The organism is Pseudomonas sp. Pf153 (genome assembly GCF_001269775.1).
Lineage (GTDB): Bacteria > Pseudomonadota > Gammaproteobacteria > Pseudomonadales > Pseudomonadaceae > Aquipseudomonas > Aquipseudomonas uvaldensis.
Genome location: NZ_LHVL01000012.1, coordinates 50,048 through 63,071, shown reverse-complemented (window position 1 = coordinate 63,071; position 13,024 = coordinate 50,048). Strand labels below are relative to the sequence as shown.

13 protein-coding genes are annotated in these 13,024 nt (G+C 61.4%); 7 read left to right on the top strand and 6 right to left on the bottom strand.

From position 1 onward, the window contains the following. Nucleotides 1-70 precede the first annotated feature (70 nt). From AD666_RS08025 to AD666_RS08000, 6 genes are all read left to right on the top strand, one after another. A complete protein-coding gene (locus AD666_RS08025) occupies nt 71-1,351 on the top strand; it encodes a glycerate kinase (protein WP_053149920.1) in 1,281 nt (426 codons plus the stop codon). Continuing rightward, entirely contained in the window at nt 1,341-2,756 is a 1,416-nt protein-coding gene (gene pyk, locus AD666_RS08020; RefSeq protein ID WP_053149917.1) for a pyruvate kinase, read from the top strand. The genes AD666_RS08025 and pyk overlap by 11 nt, the downstream gene beginning before the upstream one ends. A gap of 122 nt (nt 2,757-2,878) precedes the next feature. Next, on the top strand, nt 2,879-3,781 hold the full coding sequence (locus AD666_RS08015; RefSeq protein WP_053149914.1) for an urea transporter: 903 nt from the start codon (nt 2,879-2,881) through the stop codon (nt 3,779-3,781). Nucleotides 3,782-3,801: 20 nt separating this feature from the next. Continuing rightward, the gene (locus AD666_RS08010; protein WP_053149911.1) at nt 3,802-4,626 is read left to right on the top strand and encodes an ion transporter; all 825 of its coding nucleotides are present in this window, start codon (nt 3,802-3,804) and stop codon (nt 4,624-4,626) included. 91 nt (nt 4,627-4,717) lie between these two features. Then, nucleotides 4,718-5,716 carry a sulfate ABC transporter substrate-binding protein gene (locus AD666_RS08005; RefSeq protein ID WP_053149907.1) on the top strand — a complete coding sequence of 333 codons (999 nt, stop codon included), beginning with the start codon at nt 4,718-4,720 and terminating at the stop codon, nt 5,714-5,716. 287 nt (nt 5,717-6,003) lie between these two features. Continuing rightward, nucleotides 6,004-7,191 (top strand): MFS transporter, encoded by a 1,188-nt coding sequence (locus AD666_RS08000; RefSeq protein ID WP_053149904.1) that lies wholly within the window; start codon nt 6,004-6,006, stop codon nt 7,189-7,191. A gap of 50 nt (nt 7,192-7,241) precedes the next feature. Here AD666_RS08000 and AD666_RS07995 read toward each other — a convergent pair whose 3' ends face one another. The 4 genes from AD666_RS07995 to AD666_RS07980 form a co-directional block, all read right to left on the bottom strand. Next, a complete protein-coding gene (locus tag AD666_RS07995) occupies nt 7,242-7,433 on the bottom strand; it encodes a PLDc N-terminal domain-containing protein (RefSeq protein WP_053149901.1) in 192 nt (63 codons plus the stop codon). Nucleotides 7,434-7,503: 70 nt separating this feature from the next. Next, nucleotides 7,504-8,034 (bottom strand): hypothetical protein, encoded by a 531-nt coding sequence (locus tag AD666_RS07990; RefSeq protein WP_053149898.1) that lies wholly within the window; start codon nt 8,032-8,034, stop codon nt 7,504-7,506. A 114-nt stretch (nt 8,035-8,148) separates the two neighbouring features. Beyond that, the gene (locus AD666_RS07985) at nt 8,149-8,667 is read right to left on the bottom strand and encodes an ankyrin repeat domain-containing protein (protein WP_053149895.1); all 519 of its coding nucleotides are present in this window, start codon (nt 8,665-8,667) and stop codon (nt 8,149-8,151) included. 95 nt (nt 8,668-8,762) lie between these two features. Further along, the gene (locus tag AD666_RS07980) at nt 8,763-10,589 is read right to left on the bottom strand and encodes a long-chain-acyl-CoA synthetase (RefSeq protein ID WP_053149892.1); all 1,827 of its coding nucleotides are present in this window, start codon (nt 10,587-10,589) and stop codon (nt 8,763-8,765) included. 350 nt (nt 10,590-10,939) lie between these two features. On the opposite strand from AD666_RS07980, the gene AD666_RS07975 reads away from it, so the two are divergent. Continuing rightward, nucleotides 10,940-11,218 (top strand): DUF3509 domain-containing protein, encoded by a 279-nt coding sequence (locus tag AD666_RS07975; RefSeq protein ID WP_053149889.1) that lies wholly within the window; start codon nt 10,940-10,942, stop codon nt 11,216-11,218. Nucleotides 11,219-11,270: 52 nt separating this feature from the next. Here the strand turns inward: AD666_RS07975 and AD666_RS07970 are convergent, their stop codons facing one another. Beyond that, complete coding sequence (locus tag AD666_RS07970; protein WP_053149886.1) at nt 11,271-11,816, bottom strand: acireductone dioxygenase; 546 nt, start codon at nt 11,814-11,816, stop codon at nt 11,271-11,273. 34 nt (nt 11,817-11,850) lie between these two features. Then, nucleotides 11,851-12,996 (bottom strand): MFS transporter, encoded by a 1,146-nt coding sequence (locus AD666_RS07965; RefSeq protein ID WP_053149883.1) that lies wholly within the window; start codon nt 12,994-12,996, stop codon nt 11,851-11,853. Nucleotides 12,997-13,024: the final 28 nt, after the last annotated feature.

Here is a 13,024-nt window from a genome sequence, read left to right as displayed (position 1 = left end):
GCTTTCGCGAGCAAGCCCGCTCCCACATGGGTTCTGCGTTGAATTCAAATAATAAGAACGGGAGCCCGCCATGTCGGTCGATCCGCAACAACTGCTCCGCGAGCTGTTTGCCACAGCCATCGACGCGGCGCATCCGCAGCACGTCCTCGAACAGTACCTGCCCGCCGACCGCAGCGGCCGGGTCATCGTCATCGGTGCCGGCAAGGCCGCCGCCGCGATGGCGCAGGTGGTCGAGCGTTGCTGGCAGGGTGAAGTCACCGGCCTGGTGGTAACCCGCTACGGCCATGGCGCGCCCTGCCAGAAAATCGAGGTGGTGGAAGCCGCCCACCCGGTGCCCGACGCCGCAGGGCTGGCGGTGGCTGGGCGGGTGCTGGAATTGGTCAGCAATCTGAATGAAGACGACCGGGTGATCTTCCTGCTGTCCGGAGGCGGCTCGGCTTTGCTGGCGCTGCCGGCCGCCGGCATCACGCTGGCCGACAAACAGTCGATCAACAAAGCCCTGCTCAAGTCCGGCGCCACCATTGGTGAGATGAATTGCGTGCGCAAGCATCTATCGGCCATCAAGGGCGGCCGCCTGGCCAAGGCCTGCTGGCCGGCGACAGTCTACACCTACGCGATTTCCGACGTACCGGGCGACCTCGCCACGGTTATCGCCTCCGGTCCTACCGTGGCGGACCCCAGCACATCGGCCGAAGCACTGGCGATCCTCAAGCGCTACGACATCGAAGTCCCGGCCTCGGTGCGCCACTGGCTGCTGCGTCCTGAATCGGAAACCGTCAAGCCCGGCGACCCGAGCCTGGCCCGCAGCCACTTCCAACTGATCGCCCGACCCCAGCAATCGCTGGAGGCCGCCGCGGTGAGGGCTCGCCAGGCCGGTTTCAGCCCGTTGATCCTCGGCGACCTGGAAGGTGAATCGCGGGAAGTGGCGAAAGTCCACGCCGGCATCGCCCGGCAAATCGTCCAGCATGGCCAGCCCCTGGCAGCGCCGTGCGTGATCCTCTCCGGTGGAGAAACCACGGTCACTGTGCGCGGTAACGGTCGCGGTGGCCGCAATGCCGAGTTCCTGCTGAGCCTGACCGACAACCTCAAGGGCCACCCCGGCATCTACGCGCTGGCCGGAGACACGGACGGCATCGACGGCTCCGAAGATAACGCCGGGGCCATCATGACCCCGGACAGCTACCAGCGCGCCGCCGAGCTGGGCCTGAACGCCAGCGACGAGCTGGATAACAACAATGGCTATGGCTACTTCGCCGCACTGGACGCGCTGATCGTCACCGAGCCGACCCGCACCAACGTCAACGACTTGCGCGCCATTCTGATTCTCGAGAACCCCACCCATGACGCCTGACAAAAAGGTCAAGATCCTCGCCACCCTCGGCCCCGCGACCCGTGGCAAGGACGACATCCGCGAACTGGTGGAGGCCGGCGTTAACATCTTCCGCCTGAACTTCAGTCACGGCGAGCATGCCGACCACGCCAGGCGTTACCGCTGGATTCGTGAGGTCGAACAGCAGCTCAACTATCCGCTGGGCATCCTCATGGACCTGCAAGGCCCGAAACTGCGAGTCGGTCGCTTCGTCCAGGGCAAGGTGCAACTGCATCGCGGCCAAGCGTTCCGCCTGGACCTGGATACCACGCCCGGCGATCAACGCCGCGCTAACCTGCCCCATCCGGAGATCATCGCGGCCCTGGAGCCGGGCATGGACTTGCTGCTGGATGACGGCAAGCTGCGTCTGCGCGTCATCGCCCGGCATGCGGATGCCATCGACACCGAGGTGCTCAACGCAGGCGAGCTGTCAGACCGCAAAGGCGTGAACGTGCCCCAGGCCGTACTCGACCTGAGCCCGCTGACGGCCAAGGACCGCTGTGACCTGAGCTTCGGCCTGGAATTGGGCGTGGACTGGGTGGCCCTGTCGTTCGTGCAGCGCCCCGAGGACATCCGCGAAGCCCGCGCCTTGATCGGCGACAAGGCGTTCCTGATGGCGAAGATCGAGAAACCTTCAGCGGTCACCCAATTACGGGAAATCGCCGAGTTGAGCGACGCGATCATGGTTGCCCGCGGCGACCTGGGCGTCGAAGTCCCGGCCGAAAGCGTGCCGCAGATCCAGCAGCGCATCATCGGCACCTGCCGCGCCCTCGGCAAACCGGTGGTGGTGGCCACGCAAATGCTGGAGTCGATGCGCTTCTCCCCGGCGCCCACCCGGGCCGAGGTCACCGACGTTGCCAACGCCGTGGCCGAAGGCGCGGATGCGGTGATGCTGTCGGCGGAAACGGCTTCGGGTGAGTATCCGCTGGAAGCCGTGCAGATGATGAGCAAGATCATCCGCCAAGTGGAAAACGGCCCGGACTACCAGGCACAACTGGATGTCAGCCGACCGAAAGCCGAGGCCACGGTGTCGGACGCCATCAGTTGCGCGATCCGCCGTATCAGCAACGTCCTGCCGGTGGCAGTGCTGGTGAACTACAGCGAGTCGGGCAGTTCCAGCCTGCGGGCGGCGAGGGAGCGGCCCACCGTGCCGATTCTCAATCTCACGCCGAACATTCAAGCAGCGCGGCGCTTGACGGTGGCCTGGGGCGTGCACTCGGTGGTCAATGATCGACTGCGGCAGGTGGACGAAGTCTGTTCCACCGCGCTGGAAATCGCCCAAGCGCAAGGCATGGCCCAGCGCGGCGACACCCTGCTGATCACGGCGGGCGTGCCGTTTGGCAAACCGGGGTCGACCAACTCGTTGCGTATCGAGACGTTGATTTAGCGCCTGTTCCGGCCTCTTCGCGAGCAAGCCCGCTCCCACATTGGACTTGCGGCGTCACAAAGCCCCTGTGGGAGCGGGCTTGCTCGCGAAAGGGTCAACCCGGTTCACCAGACACACAAAACATGCAAAACACCCCCTGCCCCGACTGGGCCACCGCCCTGCTCAACGGCTTCAGCCAGATCTTTCTCCAGCGCCATCCGTTGTGCGGCCTGCTGTGCCTGTTGGCGATCCTGCTCACGGCGCCGTCCCTGTTCGGCGGCGCATTGCTGGGCGGTGTGGCCGGGTTGCTCACCGCTCAACGGCGCGGCTACGCCAAGGCCGATCGACAGGCCGGCCTGTTCAGCTACAACGGCGTCCTGCTGGGCCTACTGCTGAGCCTTGCGTTGCCCTGGTCGGTCCTGTTACCGCCCTTGATCATTGCCGGCGGCGGGCTCAGCGCGATGCTGACCCAACAGTGGCTACATCACACTCGGGCTCCGCACTGCCTGCCCCCCTACACCGCGCCCTTCGTAGGGCTCGGTTGGTGCCTGCTGAGTCTCGCCCCAACGCTTCCGCTGTCCGTGCCGGTTGATGTGACGCTGCTCAATCTGCTGACCGCCCCGTTGAAAGGACTGGGCCAAGTGATGTTTCTCGACCACCCGCTGGCGGGCGCGCTGATTGCGGCTGGCCTGCTGGTTGCGGACCGTCGCGCCGCCGGCTGGGCACTGTTCGGATCTGCGGCCGGTTTTGTATTTGTCTGGCTGCACCACGACAGCGAGCAAGCCTTGCTGGGACTCGGCGGATACAACTGCGCGCTGGTGGCGTTGGCCTTCAGCCAACAGCGAGAGCAGCCCTGGTTGCCGCTGGCGGGAATCGTTCTGGCACTACTGCTTGCGCCGGGCTTTGCCGCCCTCGGCCTGGCGCCGCTGACCGCCCCGTTTATCCTCGCCTGCTGGCTGGTTCGCGCCACGGTTCGGACCTGGCGCCAGATCCGTCTCGACGCCACACCTTGCACTCTGCGAGACAATCGACCTAGGCTTCGCTGATTCTGACTCGAGCGAAGGTTATGGACAGCAGCAACAATTGGCGTGAACGCCTCTACATTATAATTTTCCAGACCGACACCGTGGCCGGCCGGCGCTTCGACAGCGCATTGCTATTGATCATCCTCGCCAGCCTCGTGACGGTGATGCTCGACAGCATCGACACCGTGCACAAGAACTACGCGGCGCTGCTGGCCTATATCGAATGGGGCTTCACCCTCATTTTTCTCGTTGAATATGGCTTGCGCCTGTACTGCTCTCCCCAGCCCCTGCGCTATGCGTTCAGTTTCTACGGTCTGGTAGACCTGTTGGCGATCGTGCCCGGAATCCTGGCTTTGTATTACAGCGATGCCCAGTACCTGCTGATCATCCGGATCATCCGCATGCTGCGGATTTTCCGGGTGCTCAAGCTCAGCCCCTACCTCAAGCAGGCCAACTACCTGATGTCGGCGCTGCGCGGCAGCAAGCAGAAGATCATCGTATTCCTGGTCAGCGTCTCGACGCTGGTGACCGTGTTCGGCACGCTGATGTATGTGATCGAAGGGCCCGAGCATGGTTTCACCAGCATTCCCAAGGGTATCTACTGGGCCATCGTGACCTTGACCACGGTAGGCTTCGGCGACATTGTGCCCAAGACCCCGTTGGGCCAGGTGATCTCCTCACTGGTGATGATCACCGGTTACTCGATCATCGCCGTGCCGACCGGTATCTTTACAGCCGAATTGGCCACGGCCATGCGCGGTGACCAGCTCAAGCATGATTGCCCGGTGTGCAGCAAAAACAATCACGAGCACGGTGCGGCATTCTGCTCCCGCTGCGGCAATGCGTTGTTCAAGAAACTGGAATAAGCAAAGCACTTTTTGATGCTTGAAGGTCTATCGGCTAGTCGCTAGTGTCAGCCGGTTGCCCGGACCCCCTTTCGATAAAAAGGAATTCGCAGTGAAGAATCTCTTTGGCGCCACCCTTCTCGCCGCCGGCCTGACTTTCGGCAGCTTGGCCCACGCCGCCCCGACCTTGCTGAACGTTTCTTACGACGTGATGCGCGATTTCTACAAGGATTACAACGCAGCCTTCCAGAAGCACTGGCAGGCCGAGCACAACGAAAACATCACTGTGCAGATGTCCTTCGGCGGCTCCAGCAAGCAGGCACGCTCAGTGATCGACGGCCTGCCGGCGGATGTCATCACCATGAACATGGCCACCGACATCAATGCCCTGGCGGACAACGGCAAACTGGTGCCGGACAACTGGGTCACCCGCCTGCCGAATAACAGCGCCCCGTTCACCTCGGCCACGGTGTTCATCGTGCGCAAAGGTAACCCCAAGGCCCTGAAAGACTGGCCCGACCTGCTCAAGGATGGCGTCCAGGTGATCGTGCCGAACCCGAAAACGTCCGGCAACGGTCGCTACACTTATCTGTCGGCCTGGGGTTATGTGCTCAAGAACGGCGGCGATGAAACCAAGGCCAAGGACTTCGTCGGCAAGCTGTTCAAGCAGGCCCCGGTCCTGGACACCGGCGGTCGCGCAGCGACCACGACCTTCATGACCAACCAGATCGGCGATGTGCTGGTGACCTTTGAAAACGAAGCCGAGATGATTGCTCGGGAGTTCGGCCGCGATCAGTTCGAAGTGGTCTACCCAAGCGTGTCCGCCGAAGCCGAACCGCCGGTGAGCGTGGTGGACAAGGTCGTCGAGAAAAAAGGCTCCCGCGAGGCTGCCGAGGCGTATCTCAAGTACCTGTGGTCGCCCGAGGGCCAGGAAATCGCGGCTGCCAACTATCTGCGTCCACGGGATCCGGCCGTCCTGGCCAAATACACCGACCGATTCCCGAAAGTGGATTTCCTGTCGGTGGAAAAAACTTTCGGAGACTGGCGCACGGTGCAGAAGACTCACTTCAATGACGGTGGGGTTTTCGACCAGATCTACAGCGGGCAGTAACAAAACGGTGGGAGCAAACCTGTGGGAGCAAGGCTTGCAAACTCTCTGTGGGAGCACAGCTTGCTGGCGATGCGGACGACGCGGTTTATGCGTTATCGTTCATCGCGGGCAAGCCTTGCTCCCACAGGTTTGCTCCGCTCCCACAGGCTCATGCCCTGACTCATTGGGAGCCATGCTCTGCCTCGAAGATCAATCGCAAGCATGACTAATATCAGCCACAAAGCCTGTTCCAGAGCCGCACAACTCTTTAGCCTCACGACCATCCTTTCCCTGCTGTCGAGATTGCCATGAGTGCTCATCCACCCGCCCTCACCCGAGGCATGGTTCTGCTGTTTGCCTTCTGCTGCGGTGCCATCGTTGCCAACATCTACTACGCCCAGCCCATCATCGAACTGATCGCCCCCGATGTCGGCCTGACCAGCACCATGGCCAGCCTGATCGTTTCGCTGACCCAGATCGGTTATGCCTTGGGCCTGTTTTTTCTGGTTCCGCTGGGGGACTTGCTGGAAAACCGTCGGCTGATGATTCTCACGACGGTGGTGGCAATTGCCAGCCTGCTGGGGGCCGCCTTCACCGAGCAGCCGAACGTGTTCCTGCTGGTGTCGCTGCTGGTGGGATTCAGTTCGGTTTCCGTGCAAGTCCTCATTCCCTTGGCCGCGCATCTCGCGCCGGAAGCATCCCGGGGCCGGGTGGTCGGTGGAATCATGGGGGGATTGCTGCTGGGAATTCTGCTGGCGCGGCCGGTGTCCAGCGTCGTCGCCGATCATTTCGGCTGGAGGGCTATGTTCATGAGCGCGGCGGCCCTGATGGCGGCCATCAGCATCATCCTGGCGTTCACCGTGCCCAAGCGGCAGCCTGATCACAGCGCCAGCTATGGACAATTGCTGGGTTCCCTCGGCACCCTTCTGCGCCAGCAACCTCTGCTGCGCCAGCGGGCCTTTTACCAGGCCTGCATGTTCGCCACCTTCAGCCTGTTCTGGACGGCCGTGCCCCTGGAGCTGGCGCGCAACCATGGCCTGAGCCAGACCGAGATCGCGTTGTTTGCCCTGGTTGGCGCCATCGGGGCCATTGCCGCGCCCATTGCCGGTCGGTTGGCGGATGCCGGACACACCCGTATCGCTTCACTGCTGGCGATGCTCTTTGCCAGCCTGAGTTTTCTGCCCGCGTTCATCCATCCGCTCTACAGCGTCATTGGCCTGGCGGTCACGGGCGTGGTATTGGATTTCTGCGTACAGATGAACATGGTCCTGGGCCAGCGCACCATCTATGCCCTCGATGCCAAAAGCCGCAGCCGCCTCAACGCGCTGTACATGACCAGCATCTTCGTCGGCGGCGCCTTCGGTTCATCGATTGCCAGTGCCGTCTATGAGCACGGTGGCTGGCTGTGGGTGGTGATCGTCGGCAGTGCCTTCCCGCTGCTGGCCTTGCTGCGCTTTTTGGGCACTTCGCGCCAACACTCTCTGGCGACAGCCTGAAAATATGGAGCCCGGCGGCGCGCAAGCCGCCGGGCCGTTTCAGGAAGTGGTCAGACCCGTACGTTGCCTCGCGGCCCGGCGATTGCCCAGATGATCAGTCCCAGCACCGGCAACAGCAGGATCAACAGCACCCACAGCACTTTCGCCCCGGTTCCGGCGCCGCTCTTGAGCACATTGATAATCGCCCAGATATCGAGCGCCAGGATGATCAGGCCTATCAGGCCGTTGAAGGTAGAACCCATGGTGTCGCTCCCGAATGGTGGCATGCACTCTTAGGATAGCGGCGCCCCAACGAGGGTTCCGTTTTCTTGCTCAAACGTGAACCGCGACCTTCAGCGCTTCCAGGGCCGGCGCGGCAGCAATGCCGACCTCGGCACAGAGTTCCAGGACACGCGGCACATCGTTGCCGTACACCAACACCATCTGCAATTCATCGTCGAGCAACTGGCTGAAGTTCATCAGCACGTAGCCGCCGTTTTCCTTGTTCAGGCTGCTCATCTGGATCTGGATGCGATTGAGCGCGGTGAGTGGCTCAGTCTTTGCCAGTTGCTTGGGCTTGAGGTTGAACGCCACGCCGGGGCCGAACGAAGCGAGGATTTGTTCGAACAATTGCACATAGGTGTCGGCCTGGAACAGCACAGTGTCCGGCAGGCTGCCCACCACGACCCACTCGCCCAATGGAATCGGAAAGGTGTCGTCATAATTGATATCCGGATTGGCTGCCAGAAATGCGACCGGATCGGCATAAGCCTGGGCCGCTTCGTCCGCAATCCTCTCGATGTCGGCATCGCCCAGGCAACCGGAGCTGATTTTGCTGATGAGTTCGACGAGTGCGGCTTTCATGGTGAATCCTGTGGCGATGAGAGTTAAGCCGCGCAGGATACCCCATTCGCGAGGGGATCAGGTTGTGGGGGCGAAGCTGGCTCCCACAACCGATGCCAAACGAACGATGGCGGTTCAGCCGATCAGCTTTTCCAACTGCGCCGTGGTATCCACCGCACCCATGGTCCGGGCCGCATCGAGGGCCGAGGCACCATTGGCGTCCTTGGCTTTCGGGTCCGCCCCTTTGCTGATCAAGTAATCGACGATCTGCACCCGGTTGAACATCGCCGCCATCATCAACGCCGTTCGACCATCGAAGGAAGCGCCTTCCACCTGGGCGCCGCCCTCCACCAATGCCGTGACAACAGCCAGATCGCCCTTGAAGGCCGCGCCGGCAATCGGGCTCTGGCCATTGTCGTTGCGTATTTCCGGATCGGCCTTGTGCTCCAGCAACACTTTCACCGTATCCACGTGCCCGTGATAAGCGGCCAGCATCAACAAGGTATCGCCCTTGTGGTTGCGCAGGTTGGGCGGCAGGCCTTTGCTCAACAACGCGGCCATCATGGCGGCGTCGCCCTGGCGTGCCACGTTGAATACCTGCTCGGCAAATTCCGCAGCCTCTTCCGGGGTCATCTGGCGGCTTGTATCGGGCATGAGAACACTCCATTCAGGTCTTTGCAAAGCCGCTAGTTTCCGGGGGGACTCATGCCCTGTCATCCTCTTTTTCCTTGTACTGGCCATAGCCAGAATCAATAGCGGTATTGCCCACCCTGGATCTGCGTCGCCAACTGCCGGTCGACACGCACGTAGGTTCCGGTGCCGGGCAACCAGGCATAGACCGGCTCCTCGCCCGTGACGCAAGGGTCGAACGCTTCGCTGCGCAGGCGAGTCTTCTGATACTTGAAGGTGCCAGTGGTGTCCATCTTCACTTTGATGCGCAGGAACAGCGGTACCGCATAGGGTGGCAATCGACCTTGCAGGAACTGGAGCAACTCGCTGAAATCCAGGGTCGCCAGGGATTCGGCCGGGGTGATCGCGGCCATGCCGGCGCGCCCGTTGGTACCGGCGATTTCCACACCATAGGCCACAGCCTCGGCTACCTGCGGATGCTGCAGCAGGACATTCTCGACTTCCGTGGTGGAGACGTTTTCACCTTTCCAACGGAACGTGTCGCCCAGGCGGTCGACGAACTGTCCATGCCCAAATCCGATATTGCGCAGCAGGTCACCGGTGTTGAAATAACGGTCGCCGGGCACGAAGACGTCCCGGTAGACGGTTTTCTCGGTCTTGGCCGGATCGGTATAGCCGTCCAGGGGCGCCTTGTCGTCGATCCTCGCCAGCAAAAGGCCCGGTTGCCCCTTGGGCACCTTTTGCATGCGCCCTTGCAGGTTGCGCAACGGCGTCCCGCTGTCGTGATCGTAACGCACCAGTTCCCAGCCCATCAGGGAAAAACCGACGGTATTGTCGAAATTCAGTACGTTGGTAAAACCGATGTTGCCATCGCTGGCGGCATACAACTCGCAGATATGCTCAATGCCGAAACGCGTCTTGAAGGCCGACCAGGCGCCTGGACGCAGGCCGTTGCCAATCATCTTGCTGACTTCATGCCGACGGTCTTCGACACTGGCGGGCTGATCCACCAGATAGCGACACAACTCACCGACATACCCCAGGGTGGTCGCCCGATAATGGCGTACATCGCTCCAGAACTGACTGGCGCTGAACTTGCGCCGGATGGCGAACCCCGAGGCACCGCAAATCGCCGCTCCCCAACAGACACACAGGCCTGTGGCGTGGTACAGCGGCAAGGTGCAATAGAGAATGTCGTGCGGCTGCATGTCCAGGGCGATCAAGCCAAAACTGGTGGAGGTTCGCATCCAGCGACCATGGCGGAACACGCCGGCCTTGGGCAACCCGGTGGTGCCCGAGGTGTAGAGGTAAAAACAGGGATCGTTGAAAAACACTTGGCGGCTGCTGGACGGGTTGTCGCCCGGATAGCCCTGGCTGTTGCCCATCAGGTCGACGAATCCCTCGGGAATTCCTGTGTTTTGTTCATCCGCGACCCACCAGGTGCGAGCGCTCGACAGTGCGGTTCGGCTTCGCACGTCGTTGTAGGCCGGGACGCGCTCATCCCCCACCACCACCGCGACTGGCGCGACCAGCGCCAGGCTGTGCACCAATGCATCCCCCGTCTGCGAGGTATTGACCATGGCACTGACGGCGCCGACCTTCGCCACGGCCAGCACCGTCACCAGCAGTTGCGGACGGTTTTCCAGGAAAACAGCAACGCAATCACCCTTGCCGATCCCCTGCGCCAAGAAGTAGTGGGCCATGCGATTGGCCTGCTCGTTGACCTGCGTATAGCTCAGGGACAGGTCACCCCACAACAATGCCGGCCCCCGGGGATTGCGTTGCGCGGCTTGTTCGAAACACCACCCCAGGCCACACGGCTGGGCCGGATCCCGCACGTTGGCAAGCTTCAGGCCCTTGACGATCCGGGGAATGGCCCTGGCAAGGGTGGGCAGCTTGCGCAGCATCATGCCCCAGGTAATGGCGTCGCTGGGTGTACGACTCATGAAACTCCCCGTTCGACCTCGCGGGCCTCGGTTCTTGGCATCGGATTGAAGTGATTTGCGCTCGAAAGTACGCCAGGGATTCCGGCGCTGTACATGCGGTTTTTGCAATGTTTTGTATCCATTGCTCGGCGCAGGCGAAGCGTGAGCGCCGGAGGCTCATTTGGTTCCAAAAATAATTGCGAGACCACGCAAAATGCAGGATGCACGATGGCCATTCATGCAAGATGCACGAAAGCGAAAAATGGGAAGTTTTATAACCTATTGTTTTTAAAGAGTTTTAAAGCCAGCCACAGGATGGCACAGACGCTGCAACAGCTTCTCCACGGTTTGCCACACCATGGAGCAGTCACATGAATATGATTCAAGAAAAATTTGCATCCCTGTTTTCCAACTATGAAGTCACCACACAGGCACGCCCGGATGGCGGCATTCTGCTGACCCTGCGCAACAGCGAAGGCAAACTGTTCAAACGCACGATTTCCTACGCTCAGTTGCACGCCGGGGACCAGTTGTCCTGGGCCATCAGCGCAATCCGTCGTGACCTGGCCGAACAGGCCAGCGAGCTGCCACAGATCACCCTGTTGCAGAGTCAGCATCGCTTCGCGTTGCCGACCTACCACAGCGCGTGAACAGATCGGAAACAGTGACCGGTGGGAGCGAGCCTGCTCGCTCTCACAGGTTTTAGTCTTCTAAATTCGGGAACTGGCTGGCGATTTCATCGCCGGTGAACGTCTCTTCCCACCCCCTGGAATCGCCGCGCAAGCGAATCGCCACGAAGTGCGGGTGTTCGCCCGCGTCGAACCAGTGTGGTGTACCGGCCGGCAGGGTGATCAGGTCGTTCTTTTCACACAGGACCGCATACACGTAGTCCCCCAGGTGCAGGCTGAACAAGCCACGCCCCGAGACGAAGAACCGCGTCTCTTCCCCGGCATAGCGATGCTCCTTCAGACATCTGGCGCGCAGTTCGGCTTTTTGCGGATAGTCACTGTCGAGGCTGATCAGATCCACCGAGACATCGCCGCGCTCGGCCTTGAATGCGTCGATCTGGACCTGGTAGCCCGCGATGACCTCAGTCTGGCTGGCACCGACCTCGAGTTTCGTCGTGGGTTGCCAGCGATCGAAGCGAATGCCTTTTTCAGCCAGGGTCGCGACGATGTCCTCGAAATGCGTCAACACCTTGTTCGGGATCTCAGGACTTGAGACGTGATAAACGGACAGGCTGCTCATGACAATGGCTCCAGCAAATTAACGGTTCGAAGGCTCATGGCCTGTCTTCTTGCATGCGTACGGCAATGAGAACGGCTGCCGCAAAGGCCGCGAGGCTGGCGATGTTGAATGTCCAACCGGCACCCAGGGCAGTCCAGCTGTAGCCGGAATACAACGCGCCCAACGCCCCGCCCGTTCCGGCCAGCGCCGCGTACAACGCCTGGCCCTGACCTTGCTGGCGTGGGCCGAAACTACGTTGCACGAAATGAATGGCGGCGGCGTGGAAGCTGCCGAAGGTGGCGGCGTGCAGAACCTGGGCAAACAGCAGCACCCAGAGGAATTCGGCCAAAGACCCCAGCAGCAACCAGCGCAATGCCGCCAGCAGGAAGCTCGCCAACAGCACCCGGCGCACGGAAAATCGCGCCAGGATCCGGCTCATCAACAGGAATATCAGGACTTCAGCAACCACGCCAACGGCCCAGAGCACACCGATCAAGCCCCGGCTGTAGCCCAAGTGTTCCAAGTGCAAGGTCAGGAAGGTGTAGTACGGTCCATGGCTCACCTGCATCAGGCCGACACAGACATAAAACGCGAGCACGCCCGGGTTGCACAGCTGGCGCAAAAAGCCATCTCCTGCCACGCGCGGCCCTTGCATCGGCTGGGCGTTGGGCACCCAGAAACTGGCGAGCACAATACCGCTCATGATCAGCACCAGCGCCACCGGGTAGATGTCCAGGCTCAGCCATTCGAACAACCGCCCAAGCGCGACCACTGTGATGATGAAGCCGATGGAGCCCCACAGGCGAATCTGGCTGTAGCGCGACGCTTGCCCACTCAAATGAGCCAGGGTGATGACTTCGAACTGCGGTAGCACGGCATGCCAGAAGAAAGCATGCAATGCCATGACCATGGCCAGCCAGGCGTAGCTCTTGTCGATGAAAATCAGCGAAAAAGTCAGCAGCGTACAGATCGCACCAAAACGCACGATCGCCAGGCGCTGGCCGGTGTAATCCCCCAGCCAACCCCAGATGTTCGGCGCCACGCAACGCATCAGCATGGGGATCGCCACCAGCTCGCCGATGCGCGCCGCATTGAACCCCAGGTGATCGAAATACAGCGCCAGGAACGGCGCCGTCGATCCGAGCAACGCGAAATAGAACAGGTAGAAACTGGAGAGCCGCCAGTACGGCAGTGCCGCCATGCCCGTCAGGCCACGGCGCTCGGCCAGT

Excerpts from the sequence above, each read along its gene's own strand:
- AD666_RS08025 (WP_053149920.1), top strand. The coding sequence starts at position 71 with ATGTCGGTCGATCCGCAACAACTGCTCCGCGAGCTGTTTGCCACAGCC.
- pyk (WP_053149917.1), top strand. The coding sequence starts at position 1,341 with ATGACGCCTGACAAAAAGGTCAAGATCCTCGCCACCCTCGGCCCCGCG.
- AD666_RS08015 (WP_053149914.1), top strand. The coding sequence starts at position 2,879 with ATGCAAAACACCCCCTGCCCCGACTGGGCCACCGCCCTGCTCAACGGC.
- AD666_RS08010 (WP_053149911.1), top strand. The coding sequence starts at position 3,802 with ATGGACAGCAGCAACAATTGGCGTGAACGCCTCTACATTATAATTTTC.
- AD666_RS08000 (WP_053149904.1), top strand. The coding sequence starts at position 6,004 with ATGAGTGCTCATCCACCCGCCCTCACCCGAGGCATGGTTCTGCTGTTT.
- AD666_RS07995 (WP_053149901.1), bottom strand. The coding sequence starts at position 7,433 with ATGGGTTCTACCTTCAACGGCCTGATAGGCCTGATCATCCTGGCGCTC.
- AD666_RS07990 (WP_053149898.1), bottom strand. The coding sequence starts at position 8,034 with ATGAAAGCCGCACTCGTCGAACTCATCAGCAAAATCAGCTCCGGTTGC.
- AD666_RS07985 (WP_053149895.1), bottom strand. The coding sequence starts at position 8,667 with ATGCCCGATACAAGCCGCCAGATGACCCCGGAAGAGGCTGCGGAATTT.
- AD666_RS07980 (WP_053149892.1), bottom strand. The coding sequence starts at position 10,589 with ATGAGTCGTACACCCAGCGACGCCATTACCTGGGGCATGATGCTGCGC.
- AD666_RS07975 (WP_053149889.1), top strand. The coding sequence starts at position 10,940 with ATGAATATGATTCAAGAAAAATTTGCATCCCTGTTTTCCAACTATGAA.
- AD666_RS07970 (WP_053149886.1), bottom strand. The coding sequence starts at position 11,816 with ATGAGCAGCCTGTCCGTTTATCACGTCTCAAGTCCTGAGATCCCGAAC.
- AD666_RS07965 (WP_053149883.1), bottom strand. The coding sequence starts at position 12,996 with ATGGCGGCACTGCCGTACTGGCGGCTCTCCAGTTTCTACCTGTTCTAT.